Below are 16,074 nucleotides of genomic sequence, written 5' to 3'. Positions count from 1 at the left end.
GTCTGGACGGGACTCGAACCCGCGACCTCCGGCGTGACAGGCCGGCATTCTAACCAGCTGAACTACCAGACCAGTTTAATCTCATTTCAATCTTTTTTGGAATCAGTTTTCCGTTTGAAAACCTCCTGCTTTCCTTTGTTAATACCGCCTCAGGTGGTATCCCTGTTTCTGAAAGCGATGCAAAGATAAGGCTTCTTTTCTATTATGCAATACCTTTTTTTAATAGAAATGCACTTTTTATTCATCCCTGCCTCCTTGAATGTTTGAACTCAACTATTTAAGAAAGTAAAAAAATATACTTCCTTTAAATTTTACACTAAAATCACGGTCATCATCAATCTTTTTAGTCGTGTAACGCCCCATACATGATAATATCTTAAGGATTACATCAACCAATATCAACGTCCTTTTATGGTAAAAAAAAAGGTGCAACTCAAGAGCTGCACCTTTACACTATTAAATTATAATATTATAATTCCTTTTCAACCTTTTTCAATAGCGCTTTTACTGTAATCACCTCAAGGTAGGTTGTACCACCACCGATACCGAAACTACCTCCCAGGTAAGCCACTAAATCGTCTTCAACTAACACTTCTTTCTTAAGAAGCTTCTTCAAGGTCTTTTTCAAAATCTCTTTCTTTGAACTACCATCTTCCATCAAGCGAGGGAAAACACCATAAGATAATGCTAACTGACGCCCAACATTAGAATTATAACACAAAGCATAAACAGGACATGTACCACGGAAAGCAGCTAAATAACGAGCTGTTTTACCTGTCAAACTATCTGTTAAAACAGCCTTAATAGCTAAGTTTTTACTTGCTCTTACAGCTGTATCTGATAGATAAGCGGTAATATCATTGGTGTCGTGTAAAACAGGAATATCATAACGACTATCTTTAGACGCTTCAACTTCCTTTGCAATTTTCGCCATCGTTTTTACCGCTTCAATTGGGTAATTACCATAGGCTGTTTCACCACTTAACATGATAGCATCAGTACGATAGTATATTGCGTTCGCCACATCGGTTACTTCGGCACGCGTTGGTCGTGGATTTTTAATCATTGTGTGCAACATTTGCGTGGCCACAATAACAGGCTTCTTAACTTCAACACACTTACGAATCATTCGACGTTGGATTCCAGGTATCTTTTCCTGAGGAATTTCAATACCTAAATCACCACGAGCCACCATAACACCATGTACGTGTTCTAATATTTCATCTAAATTGGCAACACCTTCTTCATTTTCAATTTTAGCCACAATCTTCATCGGGCTTTCCATCTCATTTAAAATTTGCTGCACTTCAATCACATCTTCTTTATTACGAACGAATGAGTGCGCAACAAAATCAATGTTATTTTGAGCTGCAAACTTGATAAAATTGCGGTCTTTTTCAGTTACTGATGGTAAGTTGATTCTAACCCCAGGAACGTTTACACTTTTACGACTACCAACAATTCCATCATTTAACACTTTACAAAGTAAGTGGTCGTCTTCTTTAGATGTGACTTCCATGGCAACTTCACCATCATCAATCAAGATCTGACCTCCAATTGGCATATCCTGAACAAAATCAGCATAACTAACACAAATACATTCCTTTGACGAAAAAGCATCTAAATCACCTTTCACCTTAAGAATGTCACCTGTCGTTAATTCGATGTCATCATCACATTTTGTGGTTCTGATTTCCGGTCCTTTTGTATCAATTAAAATAGCTATTTTATCTGATACAGCCCTTACGTTAGTAATTACTTTAAGTACGCCTTCAAAATCCTGATGTGCCGTATTCAAACGAACGACATTCATTCCAGATTTGTAAAGTTTTTTAAGAAAATCAACATCACAACTGCGATCCGAAATTGTAGCAACAATTTTGGTAAACTTCTTCATAATCAAATTTTTCTTGGTGGTATGCAACAATTAATATTATTCTGAATAAAGCTCTTCCCCAACTTTATACAGCTTTCATTATTATATTTACTAGTGGAAATTTTTTCTAAACTGTTTTTTTAAAAGCTTCAATAGCTAAACGATATGAATCAAGACCAAACCCGGCAATTACCCCCAGACAAACTGCGGATAAAAAAGATTTATGCCTATAGGCTTCACGCTTATGCACATTACTGATATGAACCTCAATAACCGGACTTTGGATAGCTGAAATTGCATCGGCAATTGCCACTGAAGTGTGGGTATATGCTCCTGCATTAATGATGAGCCCATCTACACTAAATCCATCTGAATGAATCTTATTTATAATATCCCCTTCGCTATTTGATTGAAAATAATCAATAGAATCATCGGCAAATTCGACGCTGAGCTTGCTTAAATAGTCGTCAAAAGTTTCACTTCCGTAGATGGAAGGCTCTCGTTTACCAAGTAAATTTAGATTGGGACCGTTTATTATTAACAAATTCATCCGCCAATTGTATTTATGGCTGCAAAATTACGATAGTTTGTTGAAATAAAAAAGCCACTGAAAAAATTAAAATATTATAGGAAAAATAAACATTATTTTAAATTTTTATATAGTTTTATTGCTCGTTATCAGTTCAATCTTTATTTTTACTGATACAAAATAATCGGGAAATACAATTAAAATTGTTTAATTATGAATTGGGAATCAGAAATTAGTGAATTCAGAAATTACCTTAAGATTGAGAAGGGGTTATCTGAAAACTCTATTCATGCCTACATTACTGACCTCACAAAACTAGTCACTTTCTTAACAGATAAAGGAACTAAAAAAGGACCAGAAGATGTAATTTTGGCAGACTTAAAAGAGATGATGCAATGGATTGGAGACAAAGGCATTAGCCCTAGAACTCAAGCCAGAGTAATTAGTGGTATTAAATCATTCTACAAATTCTTATTGATTGAAGAAAAAGTAGAGAAAGATCCAACAGCGCTTCTTGAATCACCGAAGATCGGACGCAAACTACCAGATATCTTATCGGTAGAAGAAATCGACACAATTATTAACTCAGTAGACCTTAAAAAATCAGAGGGTCAGCGTAATAAAGCAATCCTTGAAACTCTTTACAGTTGTGGACTACGCGTTTCAGAGTTAATTGAACTTAAGATCTCAAATCTTTTCTTTGAATCAGGTTTCATTAAGATAGAAGGAAAAGGAAATAAAGAACGTCTTGTGCCAATTAGCTCAAAGGCTATCAAAGAGATTAACCTATATTTAAGCGAATACCGCCGCACGTTAAAAATTCATAAAGAAGACGAGGATATCTTATTCTTAAACCGACGTGGGCATAAATTATCGCGTGTGATGATTTTCACTATCATCAAAAATCTAACTAAAAAATTAGGTTTTGAGAAGAATATCAGCCCGCATACATTCCGCCATTCATTTGCTACTCACCTAATTGATGGTGGTGCCAATTTAAGAGCCGTACAAGAAATGTTAGGCCACGAATCAATTATTACAACAGAAATTTACACTCACCTTGATAAGGAATATTTGAAGAATACTCTTATTCAATTCCACCCAAGGTCGTAATAAGCATAATAGTATCAAAAAGCGCAATCTATAATAGTTTGCGCTTTTTTTGTTTAATACCTCCTACAAAAATAATATGATTAATGCCTTGTGATAATTTCCTATTGTTTAGTCAAGCATTTTTTACAAACTCCTTCAATTTCGATCGAAATTTCATTAATCTGATATTCCGGAATATTAATATTTAATGAATGGTGAGCGTGAATACATGAAACTTTATGACATTGGGTACATTTGAAATGAATATGTTCGTGCTTGTGGCATTGTGACGAACATTCCTGACTACATAGTGCATAGTACACTTCATCACCCGATGTCGATGCCTTATGAACAATTCCACTATCAATCAGTGCATTAATAGTTCGATAAACTGTAACCCTGTCAAATACCTTGAGGTGTTTCTGAATTTCAGAATACGGCAAAGCTGCCTCATTCTCATTGAGGAGCTGAAGTAATTCAACACGAATAGGTGTTGCTTTTAGTTTTCTATCCCTTAAATATGCTTTTATCTTTTCTGACCCACTCATAAACACAAAAGTATATGATTTGATAGTCTTTTTAAAATCATCTATTACTTTTAAACAAGCTATCTGATCTTAATCATGTCTGCATGCTCAATGTATCGCTATGTTACAACATCATACCCACTAATTTTAAAATATATTGGTAAGATTACTATCACCGTTTATTTAAGTATACTTTACTCTAAAAAACACCAACCATATTCTGTACAAAAGCAACCGGCAATTTTTTATTTGGCCCATTTCTCTAACAGTGTAGAAAACAATTCTAAAGGGTTTGGCGATAAAAAAAACTTAGAATGCTGTCATTCGGGAATAAATCATTCTAAAGACTTATAAATTGTCACACGTAAAACAGCGTTTTTTGTTATTTTTGCACACTTATTTAATAATTCCAATGAATTGCCTTCATTGGTGATAATGTAGAAACGAAGAAAGACAATTACAATTATGGAAATTGCAAGCAAGTATAACCCATCGGCAAGTGAAGATAAATGGTACAAGTACTGGATGGATCAAAAACTTTTTCATTCAGAACCAGATGAACGTGAACCATATACAGTACTCATGCCTCCTCCAAATGTCACAGGAGTGTTACACATGGGACACATGCTTAATAATACGATTCAGGATATTTTGATTCGTCGAGCACGCATGATGGGTAAAAATGCTTGCTGGGTTCCCGGAACCGACCATGCTTCAATTGCAACAGAAGCAAAAGTTGTAAATCGTTTGAAGGAGCGTGGTATTGATAAAAAAGATTTAAGTCGCGATGAATTCTTAAAGCATGCTTACGAATGGACAGATGAATATGGTAATATCATATTAAAACAGTTACAAAAAATGGGTGCTTCAGCCGATTGGGATCGTAGTTATTTTACGATGGATGAAGAGCGCTCTGAAGGAGTCATCAAATCTTTTGTTGAATTATATGAAAAAGGACTAATCTACCGTGGCGTGCGCATGGTTAATTGGGATCCTGCAGCTTTAACAGCTCTTTCTGACGAGGAGGTAATTTACAAAGAGAAACAAGGAAAATTATACTACCTACGTTATAAAATAGAAGGCAGTGATGAGTATGTAACCATTGCAACCACACGACCTGAAACCATTTTAGGTGATACAGCGGTTTGTATTCATCCAGATGACGAGCGCTTTTCACATTTAAAAGGGAAAAAGGTTATTGTCCCTCTTGTTAATCGCCTAATTCCGATTATCGAAGACGAATATGTGGATATGGAGTTTGGTACTGGTTGTTTAAAAATAACACCTGCCCACGATGTGAATGACTATGAGATTGGAATGAAACACAATCTTAAAGTTATTGATATATTCAATGATAACGGGACTCTAAGTGAAGCTGCAGAAATGTTTGTAGGTGAAGATCGCTTTGATGTGCGCAATAAAATCATTCCTGTTTTGGAAGAAGCAGGTAATGTCGTTAAAATAGAGGATTACAATAACAAGGTTGGCTTTTCGGAGCGTACGCATGTTGCCATTGAACCTAAGCTTTCGGCACAGTGGTACCTTAAGATGGATGAAATATCGAAGCCAGCATTGGAAAATGTAATGAATGATACCGTGCAGTTTCATCCGCCAAAATTCAAAAACGTTTTTCGTCACTGGATGGAGAATGTAAAAGATTGGTGTGTATCACGTCAGCTCTACTGGGGACATCAAATTCCTGTTTATTACCTTGAGGATAATACTTTTGTGGTTGCCGAAACAAAAGAGAAAGCTTTGGAAATGGCCAAAGAAAAATCAGGCAATTCAAACTTAACTTTGGCCGACCTTCGCCAGGATGACGATGTTCTCGATACTTGGGCTTCTTCATGGCTGTTGCCATTCACCGGGTTTGAAAAACCAGAAGACTTAGCATATTACTATCCAACATCTGATTTAGTAACAGGCCATGATATCATCTTTTTCTGGGTAGCTCGTATGATTATTGCGGGTTATGAATTTAAAGGTGAATTACCTTTTAAAAATGTATATTTCACAGGTATGGTGCGCGACAAGCAACGTCGTAAAATGTCAAAATCACTCGGAAACTCACCAGATCCATTGGATCTAATCGCCAAATATGGTGCTGACAGCGTGCGTATTGGAATGTTATTTTGTTCACCTGCCGGAGGAGATTTACTATTTGATGAAAGTCAGCCTGAGCAAGGACGTAACTTTGCCAATAAAATATGGAATGCATTCCGTCTGGTTAAAGGTTGGGAAATTGATGACACAATTGAACAACCAGAGTCAGCCAAACAAGCCATTGCCTGGTTTGACGCAAAACTGGATGAGACCATCAATACATTGGACGATCACTTTAGTAAGTATCGTATTTCAGATGCATTGATGACTGTTTATACGGTATTTTGGCAAGAGTTCTCATCATGGTATCTGGAAGCTATAAAGCCAGCTTACCAAAAACCGTTGGATGCAGCTACGTTTAAAGCAACATGTGAATTCTTCGACAAAATGCTTCGTTTGCTTCATCCGTTTATGCCTTTCTTAACAGAAGAATTGTGGCAGGCTCTTGAAGAACGTAAAGAAGGTGAAAGCATTATGACTGTTGATATGCCAACAGTAACAAATGCTGATTCTGATTTACTGGATAAATTCGAGCTATTGAAGGATGCTGTTGGCGGTGTTCGTACGATACGTAAAGAAAAGAACATTCCAATGAAAGATGCTCTTTCCTTAAGTATTTTAGCCGGTGAAGAATTTTCAGCTGATTTTAATGCTATATTAACAAAGCTGGCTAACATAGATGAATTAAACCAGGTTAATGAAAAGGTAGAAGGCGCAGTATCTTTTATGGTTCGCACCAGTGAGTTTTTCGTACCAATGGATGGCCTGATTGATGTTGAAGCTGAAATTGCAAAACTTGAGAAAGATTTAGCCCATCAGCAAGGCTTCCTTAAAGGCGTAATGAAGAAATTAGGTAACGAACGCTTTGTTAGCAGTGCTCCTGAAGCAGTAGTTGCCAAAGAAAAACAAAAACAGGCAGATGCTGAAGCTAAAATTAAAACATTGACCGAAAGCATCGAACGACTTAAAAAATAAGAAGATTAAATCATATCGAATAAGAAAGCCGGCTTAAATAGCCGGCTTTTCTTATGCTTAAAATCTTTACAATCCACTTTTCTGAACATATATTCACACGATAGCCACAATGCCTTTGTATTTTTGTTTCAAACGAAATTTCAATCTCATGTTACGAACATCCTTAATTATTTTATCGGTTTTACTTGCCTTAACAGCTTGCAATAAATACCCTAATGTGCCCAAAGAGTATCATTCTCTTTTAGATGTTGCGATAAGCAAAGCTGGCCAAAACAGTGTAGAAATTAAGAAAGCAATTGAATCGGCGCCTGCTCATCAAAAGGAAGCAATTGCATACCTTATCGCCTTCATGCCAGAAAGGGATTTACTAACTTTAAATGCTGACTTCATCCTTGAAAATACAGACTATGCATTTATGGCGCGTGAGCGTTATAATTGGGCTAAATCATTACCTGATTCAATATTTTTTAATGAAGTATTACCATATGCGAGTTTAAACGAGCGACGTGATAATTGGCGAAAAGACTTTTTTGAGCGTTTTTCAAAATATGTTGAAAATTGCAAAACAGTTACAGAAGCTATTGACTCTTTAAATAAAAACATCAGGGATGAGTTAATGGTCGATTACAATACCAAACGTGAAAAGCCAGATCAAAGCCCATATGAATCTATGGAGCAAAATATGGCCTCGTGCAGTGGTTTATCCATTTTATTAACAGATGCTTTTCGGGCAGTTGGTATTCCTTCAAGAATAGGCGGAACACCCAATTGGCACGATAAACGCGGCAACCACAACTGGAATGAAGTATGGGTTGATGGCGAATGGTTTTTTACCGAATACTACCCTAGCGGATTTAACAAAAGCTGGTTTTTGGCAGATGCCGGAAAAGCAATTCCCAACAACCCGCGTCATGCGATCTATGCCAGTTCATGGAAACCATCAGACACTTACTTTCCGCTGGTGTGGGATTTAGACATTAAATATGTCCATGCCGAAAACGTTTCGGAACGCTATATACGGTTATACCAAGAAGCTGAGGCGGCAAAAAAAATAGCCCAAAGTCATGTAAGGGTAAAAGTGATGATGTTCAAAGATAATGTTTGCACTTTTCAGGGGGATGATCGCGTGGCTGTTAACGTTGATGTATTTTGTAATACCGATCAGATTGGCGGCGGAAAAACAGCTGGACCAAAGCAAGATATGAACGATGTACTGGAGTTTGTATTAGAGAAAAACAAAATCTACAACTTCAATTATACGGGCGATGGCGGTCAAATGAAGTCAATCAAACTCCACATTAAGGAGGAACCACAAACCTTGAAGTTATATTATAAGTAAAAAATAAGCACAAAAAAATCCCTCAACTGATAAGCAATTGAGGGATTTTATATCTCATTTTAGCAACTTCTTACAACTTTTATGAAAATTAATTATCCATTGCTTTTAAACTTAAGTCCAAGCTTTTAATGTGATGCGTTAAGGCTCCTACAGAAATGTAATCTACACCACATTCGGCATAATCACGTAAAGTATCAATGGTAATACCACCTGACGATTCCGTTTCGAATTTGCCATCAATATAATCTACTGCTTTCTTTGTTTCTGCAATTGAGAAATTATCGAGCATAATACGATGAATGCCTCCAACACGCATCACTTCCTCAAGCTCGTCCCAATTACGCACTTCAACTTCAATCTTAAGATCTTTACCTTTATCAGCGAGATAAAGTTTAACTTGCTGTACAGCTTTTTCAATACCTCCAGCAAAATCAATGTGATTATCTTTTAACATCACCATATCATAAAGCCCCATACGGTGATTAACACCTCCGCCTAATTTCACAGCTTCTTTCTCAAGGTATCGCATGCCTGGTGTTGTCTTTCTTGTATCCAATACTCGTGTATTAGTGCCTTGTAATCGATCAACATATTCAGCTGTTCGAGTGGCAATACCGCTCATGCGTTGCATTACATTAAGCACCAGTCGCTCAGCCTGTAACAAAGACCACACACGTCCTTCAACATTCATAACTATATCACCAACCTTTACCGAAGCCCCATCTTTTATAAATAACTCAGTATTTATTTCTGAGTCTACTTTATTAAATATTCTAAGTGCAACTTCAACGCCGGCCAAAATACCATCTTCTTTTACCAACAAATACATTTTCCCACGTGCATCGGATGGTATACACGATTGTGAAGAATGATCGCCATCACCAATGTCCTCACGAATGCTGACATCAATAAATTGGTCGATTAACTGATTAATCATTGTTTCTCAATTCTAATCTGATGAATATAAATTTTACCACTTTTTATTTTAGTCAAAAAAGTAAAGCGAAAACGGCTTTTGGAGGCATAATAATTCGCAATGGCAAATGAAGCATTGTCTTTCTTACCCTGATGAATCAATTGAAATTCAGTTATCGGATTTTGATTAAAGAAATTCTTAAGAACCATCTCTGCTTGCTTGCGACTATATACAGCAGTTTTCTCAGGCAAAATAATCTCAATTTGCTCATTAAATGATACTGATAGTTTTTCGGCATCACTATTTTTAATTGACATTATCGTACCATCGGGCAATGCTGCAGTATTTTGAGCATTTGCTGTAAAAGCAATTGTCATTACAAAAATAAGAGCAAATAAAAATTTGAATTTAATCATCATATCGTTTTTGTCGGCCCGAACAAGTACAAATATCACGCCTTAATAGCTTTTCGATTATAAAATAATTACCCTCTCACTTATTACATTCAATATTTCTGTTGATTGCAATAATCACATTACTTTTACAACAAAAATAGAGGTTTAGCTTAATTTACCTACACTTTTATAGTTTTATTTATTATTGATAAACAAATACGGAATTCAAATGAAGGTTATTTTAGTTGCGATCGGAAAAACAGATGATTCATATTTAAAAACGGGCATTGAGGTATATGAAAAGCGATTAAAGCATTACATCCCTTATGAGATGAAAGTAATTCCTGACCTTAAGAGAACAAAGAATTTGTCATCAAATCAACAGAAAACGATGGAAGGCCAACTAATATTACAAACGATGCAGGCTGGCGATCATGTAGTGTTGTTAGATGAAAAAGGTAAAGATTACAGCTCTATAGATTTCTCAAAACTAATTGAGAAACGCATGCTGGCAGGTCTTAAAAGACTCGTATTTGTAATTGGTGGTCCTTATGGTTTTTCTGATGAAGTTTATACCAAAGCCAATAGTAAAATTAGTTTATCGAAAATGACCTTCTCACATCAAATGGTTCGACTAATTTTTGCGGAACAATTATACCGTGCCATGACTATTTTAAAAAATGAACCTTATCACCATGAATAATAGTAAGTCCTGATTTTTTTTATCTTTATTAAATTAAATAATGAACTTATGTCGCGCCAGCAACCAAAGCTACTAACCACTATTCTTATTGCCCTCTCTTTATTTACCATTGGTAAGTTAGTTGAGTATCAGTTTGATCATTCTTATTCGCACGAAGCCGACACCTATTCGATTCAGCAAACCATTAAGAATAAGCAAAACACACTTATTCATGATATAAATAAAATCTCAGACAACAGCTTATGGAATAAGGAATCAATTTGGATAAATATGGATTCTTTAGCGCACAAAGACAATCATTACTATCTGTATAAAGATTCATCATTAATTGCCTGGTCGACACACACAGTTCCACTTGATAAAGTATTGCAGGAATCTAAGCACGTTATACAACTATCGAATGGATGGTTTTTATATCATCGACAGAAAGTAGGTGAATATACTTTACTAGGTCTCAGTTTAATTAAGGAAGAGTATGAATACCAAAATAAGTTCTTATCAAACAGATTTGACAAGGTTTATACCATAACACACCATCCCCAAATAAGTTTGGATGATACAGCTTCTGAACATGTTATCTCAGACATTTATGATAATTATTTACTAACACTAGTATACAATCACCATCAGGTCATTTCACCAACAAGCATCACAGCATTTGTTCTTTATATACTCTGCTTTATCATTCTAACACTCCTTGCTATTAGGGTGTTGCAAATCAAAAGAAACAAGAGTTGGAGCAATCATCTTTTATTTGGCATTACGACCTATTTTACTTTGCTCTGTTTTTTATTTGAGAACTATGCAATTCCGTCTGAACTCTCGTATCACGACATGTTCTCTCCATTAACTTTTGCAGTATCAGACATTCTCTCGTCACTTGGCAGTTTATTAATCTTAAGTGTATTCTTTCTCACCTTTGCCTATTGCTTTTACAGATATTATAAAGCTCCCTCATATTTGAATAACAAAAGTATCTCAAAGCAAAAAACCTACTTATTAACAGCTGTACGTCTGTTAGTTGTAATGACACTTTTTCTTTTAATCAATGACCTTCTCAGATTACTTGTTACTAATTCATCTCAGGCTTCTATATTCTTCAATATTGAAGATCTAAATGCAGCTGCTCTATATAAGCTATTTATTCTTTGCATTTTATACAGTTCAATCATATTTATTTTCGAACGGCTGATAGTAACTTTAAAAGAACACCTCTCGCTATATGAATATTTAGCAATAAGTGCTCTGGTTTATCTTATTCTTTTGGCCATCAGCTACCTCTTCAATCAACCTGTGCAGCTTTTACATTTTATAATATTCGCTGTTATAAGCTCAATTTTATACAAAGCTCAACGAAACAGAAATAATGGCATTACTTATAGTTCATTTATTTGGGTCATTTTTGCAACATCTTTTTACGCGGTAACTCTTCTATACACCTATAATATTGAAAAAGAGAAAAATAACAGAAGTCTATTAATCGATAATTTATCCTTTGAATTGACGCGAGAATCGGATCCAATAGCTGAAATGAATCTTTCTGAAATTGAAAAGAAAATTAAGAAAGACGATAAGCTCATAAGCCTTCTGGTTGACTTGGAAAATAAAGAAGAAGATATTATAGACTATTTAGAAAAAACGTATTTCTCAGGATATTGGAAACGATATGATATAGAGATTGTTGTCTGCTGGAAAGGTGCCGAATTATACATTGAATCAGAAAACATCACGACAAATTGCTATAATTATTTTAATGAATTGATTACCAATCAGGGACAAATGCTTGATTCGTGTACTTATTTTCATTTCTTAAATAATGAAAATGGGCAGGTAAGCTATTTTGGAAAGATACCATTGTTACAACTCGATGACAATCTTGAAACAACCATCTTTTGTGATATAAATTCTACACCAATATTCTCTGGCTTAGGGTATCCAGAATTACTTCAAAATCAAGAGCAACAAGTAAACAATGCAATCTATAAGAATTACTCATACGCTAAATACATAAATAACAGCCTGATCAAACAGTTTGGCTCCTACAGCTACCCAATTAATTATCATCTAAATAAAGCTCAAGAAGGAGATAAAATCACCATAAGAGAAGACAATATGGTGCATTTAGTCTATCAACTTAACAGCAATACGACATTAGTATTAAGCCGACCTGAAATAAAACGCATCTACCTCTTGATGTCGTTTTCAACATTTGCTCTATTATTTTTAATAATTACAGCTCTAATATTTTACATCACTCGTACACACAAAAATGCGGCTATCACCTTTTCCATTCAAGAGAAAATACAAATTGCATTTGTTAGCCTCATGGTCATAATATTATTGGTACTGGGTATCAGTTCCGTTTTCTATTCGGTTCACCAGTTCAAAGCAAAAAACAATCAAATGCTGTCTCAACGTATTAAATCAGTTCTACAAGAGATGGAACAGAAGATAGTAAATGAACCACACCTGGATGAAAGCATGCATGACTACCTGCAATACCTCATGCAAAAATTCTCCAATGTTTTTTACTCAGATATTAACTTATACAATACCAATGGTGAATTACTGGCTACATCGCGTCCGGAGCTCTACCAGCAAGGCTTATCGGGTAAAATGATGAATACTGAGGCATACTACAAGCTTGCATATGATCAAAAACCCGAATATATTCATGAAGAGTATATTGGCGATTTGCATTTTACCTCTGCTTATGTACCCATTTACAATATTGAACAAGAAGTACTAGCCTACCTTAACTTACCATATTTTGTTGGTAATAATGAGCTAAAAACAGAGGTTTCATCCCTAATTGTTGCTGTAATTAATGCCTATTTATTATTCGTATTAATTGCCATTGGTGTGGCAGTGGTTATATCGCGCCGAATCACACGTCCTTTATTTATTATTCAAGACAGACTAGCACAAATTAGAATAGATAAACTAAACCAGAAGATTGGCTATAAAGGCAATGACGAAATCGGTAATTTGGTTAAGGAATACAATCGGATGGTTGATGAAATTTCTGACAGTGCAGAGAAATTAGCCAAATCTGAACGAGAAATGGCCTGGCGTGAAATGGCCAAACAAATTGCTCATGAGATCAAGAATCCATTGACGCCAATGAAGCTAAGTGTCCAATATTTAACGAAAGCATGGGATAATCAGCGTGAAGACTTTGATAATTTCCTTAAACGCGTATCTACGACACTAATTGAGCAAATAGACCAACTTAGCATTATTGCTAACGAATTCTCTAATTTCGCCAAAATGCCTCAAGCCAAGAGGGATAAAATGGATATAATTGACAAATTAATCAACACATCATCGTTATTTGATAAATCAGAAAAAAATATACATTTCACTTATGATATTGATGATAGTCGCAGAATTGTATTTGCGGATCCTGATCAGATGGTTAGTGTCTTTAATAATATTATCAAAAACGCGGTTCAGGCAATACCGAATAATCGCGAAGGTTTAATTAATATATCTGCTAAACCGGTAGATACAAATATTCAAATCGCAATATCCGACAATGGTCGAGGCATTAGTAGCGAAGCATTAGATAAAATATTCATGCCAAATTTCACAACTAAGACCAGCGGAATGGGATTGGGTTTAGCAATCGTAAAAAATATTGTCATAAACAGCGGTGGAGATATCTGGTTTGAAACTACGGCAAACATAGGTAGCACTTTCTACCTTCAATTTCCCTTGGCTGATATCAAATAGTAACAATCTTACAAGCACAACTATTATTACCTTTACTTAAACATTATCACTTTGGTTGACGTCCAAATAGCTCCTAAGCGTTCCTTTTTAAAGAGGAAATAGAATATCTCAACCAAATTTAACAACGGTACTAAAAATACAATTTGACGAATTAATGCTTTATCAGGAGTAGTAACAAGGCTTTGGTCATCTGCATTACTTACAACTTTAATTTTAAATAATCGTCGTCCAAAGCTTTGACCCTTTAAAAATGGTAAGCTATCCTTAAAAAGAAAATAAATTAATCCAAAAATCCAGCCAATACGAGGAAATAGAGATAAACCTAGAACAATAGAAACATCGATTATTCCAGCTAGTAGCCTTTCGACAAAAAAAGAAGTTGTTCCAAGTTCAATTTTCGCATTCATATGCACTATTTATGAGACGTCATCCACATGAATGATATTGTTAAGAATAGCATAAACAGTAAGCCCTGAAACCGTTTTGATACCCAACTTTCTGGTAATATTTTTTCGATGTGATATGACTGTGTGTGTGCTAATATACGTTTTTTCGGCTATTTCTTTATTTGTAAGGCCTAGTGCTACCTCTTTTAATATCGCTTTTTCTCTTGGACTTAATTCTTCGGTAACTATCTCCTTTTGAGCAGATTTAATACGTTTTAGTGCCTCATTAAGTTTACCTTGCATTGAATCTTGACTCTCTAGTATTGATATCTGATTAACTGGTGAGTCAATAGGCAAAGAGGTATTAAAAACATGAATAACCAATGCTTCTTCTCGTTTCGCTTCCATTAGCTTAGCCATAGTCTCATGTCCGATAAAGGATGTATTAACTAATATTATCTCCGGTTCGAACTCTTTAACTAACTTACAACAATCTGCTTCAATACTAGTTACTTTAATCGGCTCAATTTCCTGGAAGGATCTTAAATAGCTAATTAAGCCAATTGCAATAATGTGCGAATTTTCAACGATTAATACTTTTACCATCTATTAATCATTTTTATTTGACATTAAAACATCTTCCATTTCTCTCACCAATGGATAAAGCACATTCTCTTCAATTTCGGCGTGATCAAGTAAGTCACGTTCTAATCTGAATATATCAAATATCAAATTATTATATAGGCAATTATTTACAGGAGGGGGCAGATACTTTAATAAGATACTCTTTAAGTCGAATAGTGTCTCTTCGATACTATTATGCTCTTCATGATATTGATTGATTGAAGATTTTCCCTTAAGGCTCAAATCTAGTGATGACTTGTCTTTAATCAAACAATCTAATTCTAATATATAAGGGAAAACATTTGTTTCCTCTTGCTCTATATGCGAATTAAATTCTTTAATATACTTTCTAAAGAAGTCTAATAACAACTTGATATTCTTTTCATTGATATCAACCTGTTGTTCAAAACTCTTAATTTGTTTTTCAATCTGTGGAATACGATAATCGACATAGCACCTGTGCGCATTCTTTAAATATGTTATGATCCATTGAACTGGAAATTTTTTAAACTTTTTCCAATCAAGAAATGCTTTATCATGAAAGGAATTAGCTATTTGTAAGAAAAACTCAACGTTAACGTCATTTGATTCACAAACCTGTCTAACGGTATCTTCCTTAAATCCAAGTGGGATTTCAAAACGTTGAATTACGGCTAATAGTTGAATGTCATGTTGAACCACATCAACCATTTTTATATCTTCTGTAATGTGCATATTTAGCAAGTTTTGCTCAAAAATATACTTTATTTGGAATTAATAAAAATAATGAGTGGTTATATAGTTTGGATAATCATATTATATAAACGCAAAAAATCCGATACTCATAATGAATATCGGATTTCTCTAAAAAAAGGCGGCGACCTACTCTCCCACT

General features: G+C 35.0%; 13 protein-coding genes. 5 read left to right on the top strand and 8 right to left on the bottom strand.

What is annotated here, in order from left to right; genetic code table 11:
- Positions 1-469: 469 nt before the first annotated feature.
- Together pyk and aroQ are read right to left on the bottom strand one after the other, a co-directional pair.
- On the bottom strand, positions 470-1,897 hold the full coding sequence (pyk, locus tag JIV24_RS20800; protein ID WP_200467013.1) for a pyruvate kinase: 1,428 nt from the start codon (positions 1,895-1,897) through the stop codon (positions 470-472).
- A 106-nt stretch (positions 1,898-2,003) separates the two neighbouring features.
- On the bottom strand, positions 2,004-2,426 hold the full coding sequence (gene aroQ / locus JIV24_RS20795; protein WP_200467012.1) for a type II 3-dehydroquinate dehydratase: 423 nt from the start codon (positions 2,424-2,426) through the stop codon (positions 2,004-2,006).
- Between the two features lie 192 nt (positions 2,427-2,618).
- Between aroQ and xerD the strand changes: the two genes are divergently transcribed.
- Positions 2,619-3,518, top strand: a complete 900-nt coding sequence (gene xerD, locus JIV24_RS20790) for a site-specific tyrosine recombinase XerD (protein WP_200467011.1) — start codon at positions 2,619-2,621, stop codon at positions 3,516-3,518.
- Between the two features lie 101 nt (positions 3,519-3,619).
- On the opposite strand, the gene JIV24_RS20785 is transcribed toward xerD, so the two are convergent.
- Positions 3,620-4,045 (bottom strand): Fur family transcriptional regulator, encoded by a 426-nt coding sequence (locus JIV24_RS20785; protein ID WP_200467010.1) that lies wholly within the window; start codon positions 4,043-4,045, stop codon positions 3,620-3,622.
- A 444-nt stretch (positions 4,046-4,489) separates the two neighbouring features.
- On the opposite strand from JIV24_RS20785, the gene JIV24_RS20780 reads away from it, so the two are divergent.
- Both JIV24_RS20780 and JIV24_RS20775 read left to right on the top strand, forming a co-directional pair.
- The gene (locus JIV24_RS20780; protein WP_200467009.1) at positions 4,490-7,102 is read left to right on the top strand and encodes a valine--tRNA ligase; all 2,613 of its coding nucleotides are present in this window, start codon (positions 4,490-4,492) and stop codon (positions 7,100-7,102) included.
- A gap of 148 nt (positions 7,103-7,250) precedes the next feature.
- Complete coding sequence (locus JIV24_RS20775; RefSeq protein WP_200467008.1) at positions 7,251-8,441, top strand: transglutaminase-like domain-containing protein; 1,191 nt, start codon at positions 7,251-7,253, stop codon at positions 8,439-8,441.
- Between the two features lie 88 nt (positions 8,442-8,529).
- Here JIV24_RS20775 and nadC read toward each other — a convergent pair whose 3' ends face one another.
- Positions 8,530-9,378, bottom strand: coding sequence for a carboxylating nicotinate-nucleotide diphosphorylase (nadC, locus tag JIV24_RS20770; RefSeq protein WP_200467007.1), 849 nt, complete (start codon positions 9,376-9,378; stop codon positions 8,530-8,532).
- Entirely contained in the window at positions 9,375-9,773 is a 399-nt protein-coding gene (locus JIV24_RS20765; RefSeq protein ID WP_200467006.1) for a DUF4783 domain-containing protein, read from the bottom strand. The genes nadC and JIV24_RS20765 overlap by 4 nt, the downstream gene beginning before the upstream one ends.
- 208 nt (positions 9,774-9,981) lie before the next feature.
- On the opposite strand from JIV24_RS20765, the gene rlmH reads away from it, so the two are divergent.
- Together rlmH and JIV24_RS20755 are read left to right on the top strand one after the other, a co-directional pair.
- Positions 9,982-10,455, top strand: a complete 474-nt coding sequence (rlmH, locus tag JIV24_RS20760) for a 23S rRNA (pseudouridine(1915)-N(3))-methyltransferase RlmH (protein WP_200467005.1) — start codon at positions 9,982-9,984, stop codon at positions 10,453-10,455.
- A 48-nt stretch (positions 10,456-10,503) separates the two neighbouring features.
- Positions 10,504-14,190: a sensor histidine kinase gene (locus JIV24_RS20755; RefSeq protein WP_200467004.1), complete on the top strand. Its 3,687-nt coding sequence runs from the start codon at positions 10,504-10,506 to the stop codon at positions 14,188-14,190.
- A 32-nt stretch (positions 14,191-14,222) separates the two neighbouring features.
- On the opposite strand, the gene JIV24_RS20750 is transcribed toward JIV24_RS20755, so the two are convergent.
- The 3 genes from JIV24_RS20750 to JIV24_RS20740 are packed head-to-tail and all read right to left on the bottom strand — an operon-like array spanning position 14,223 to position 15,914.
- Positions 14,223-14,597, bottom strand: a complete 375-nt coding sequence (locus tag JIV24_RS20750) for an RDD family protein (RefSeq protein WP_200467003.1) — start codon at positions 14,595-14,597, stop codon at positions 14,223-14,225.
- Between the two features lie 9 nt (positions 14,598-14,606).
- Entirely contained in the window at positions 14,607-15,182 is a 576-nt protein-coding gene (locus tag JIV24_RS20745) for a response regulator transcription factor (RefSeq protein ID WP_200467002.1), read from the bottom strand.
- 3 nt (positions 15,183-15,185) lie between these two features.
- Positions 15,186-15,914 carry a hemerythrin domain-containing protein gene (locus JIV24_RS20740; RefSeq protein WP_200467001.1) on the bottom strand — a complete coding sequence of 243 codons (729 nt, stop codon included), beginning with the start codon at positions 15,912-15,914 and terminating at the stop codon, positions 15,186-15,188.
- Between the last annotated feature and the right edge of the window lie 160 nt (positions 15,915-16,074).

Source organism: Carboxylicivirga marina (genome assembly GCF_016612505.1).
Lineage (GTDB): Bacteria > Bacteroidota > Bacteroidia > Bacteroidales > Marinilabiliaceae > Carboxylicivirga > Carboxylicivirga marina.
Note: the sequence above shows the minus strand (reverse complement) of the source record. Positions and strands in the feature narration are given on the sequence as shown.

What these genes read in the sequence shown, in the direction of transcription:
- rlmH (WP_200467005.1), top strand. Translation starts at nt 9,982, where the DNA reads ATGAAGGTTATTTTAGTTGCGATCGGAAAAACAGATGATTCATATTTA.
- JIV24_RS20750 (WP_200467003.1), bottom strand. Translation starts at nt 14,597, where the DNA reads ATGAATGCGAAAATTGAACTTGGAACAACTTCTTTTTTTGTCGAAAGG.
- pyk (WP_200467013.1), bottom strand. Translation starts at nt 1,897, where the DNA reads ATGAAGAAGTTTACCAAAATTGTTGCTACAATTTCGGATCGCAGTTGT.
- JIV24_RS20785 (WP_200467010.1), bottom strand. Translation starts at nt 4,045, where the DNA reads ATGAGTGGGTCAGAAAAGATAAAAGCATATTTAAGGGATAGAAAACTA.
- xerD (WP_200467011.1), top strand. Translation starts at nt 2,619, where the DNA reads ATGAATTGGGAATCAGAAATTAGTGAATTCAGAAATTACCTTAAGATT.
- JIV24_RS20780 (WP_200467009.1), top strand. Translation starts at nt 4,490, where the DNA reads ATGGAAATTGCAAGCAAGTATAACCCATCGGCAAGTGAAGATAAATGG.
- JIV24_RS20740 (WP_200467001.1), bottom strand. Translation starts at nt 15,914, where the DNA reads ATGCACATTACAGAAGATATAAAAATGGTTGATGTGGTTCAACATGAC.
- JIV24_RS20775 (WP_200467008.1), top strand. Translation starts at nt 7,251, where the DNA reads ATGTTACGAACATCCTTAATTATTTTATCGGTTTTACTTGCCTTAACA.
- JIV24_RS20765 (WP_200467006.1), bottom strand. Translation starts at nt 9,773, where the DNA reads ATGATTAAATTCAAATTTTTATTTGCTCTTATTTTTGTAATGACAATT.
- aroQ (WP_200467012.1), bottom strand. Translation starts at nt 2,426, where the DNA reads ATGAATTTGTTAATAATAAACGGTCCCAATCTAAATTTACTTGGTAAA.
- JIV24_RS20755 (WP_200467004.1), top strand. Translation starts at nt 10,504, where the DNA reads ATGTCGCGCCAGCAACCAAAGCTACTAACCACTATTCTTATTGCCCTC.
- JIV24_RS20745 (WP_200467002.1), bottom strand. Translation starts at nt 15,182, where the DNA reads ATGGTAAAAGTATTAATCGTTGAAAATTCGCACATTATTGCAATTGGC.
- nadC (WP_200467007.1), bottom strand. Translation starts at nt 9,378, where the DNA reads ATGATTAATCAGTTAATCGACCAATTTATTGATGTCAGCATTCGTGAG.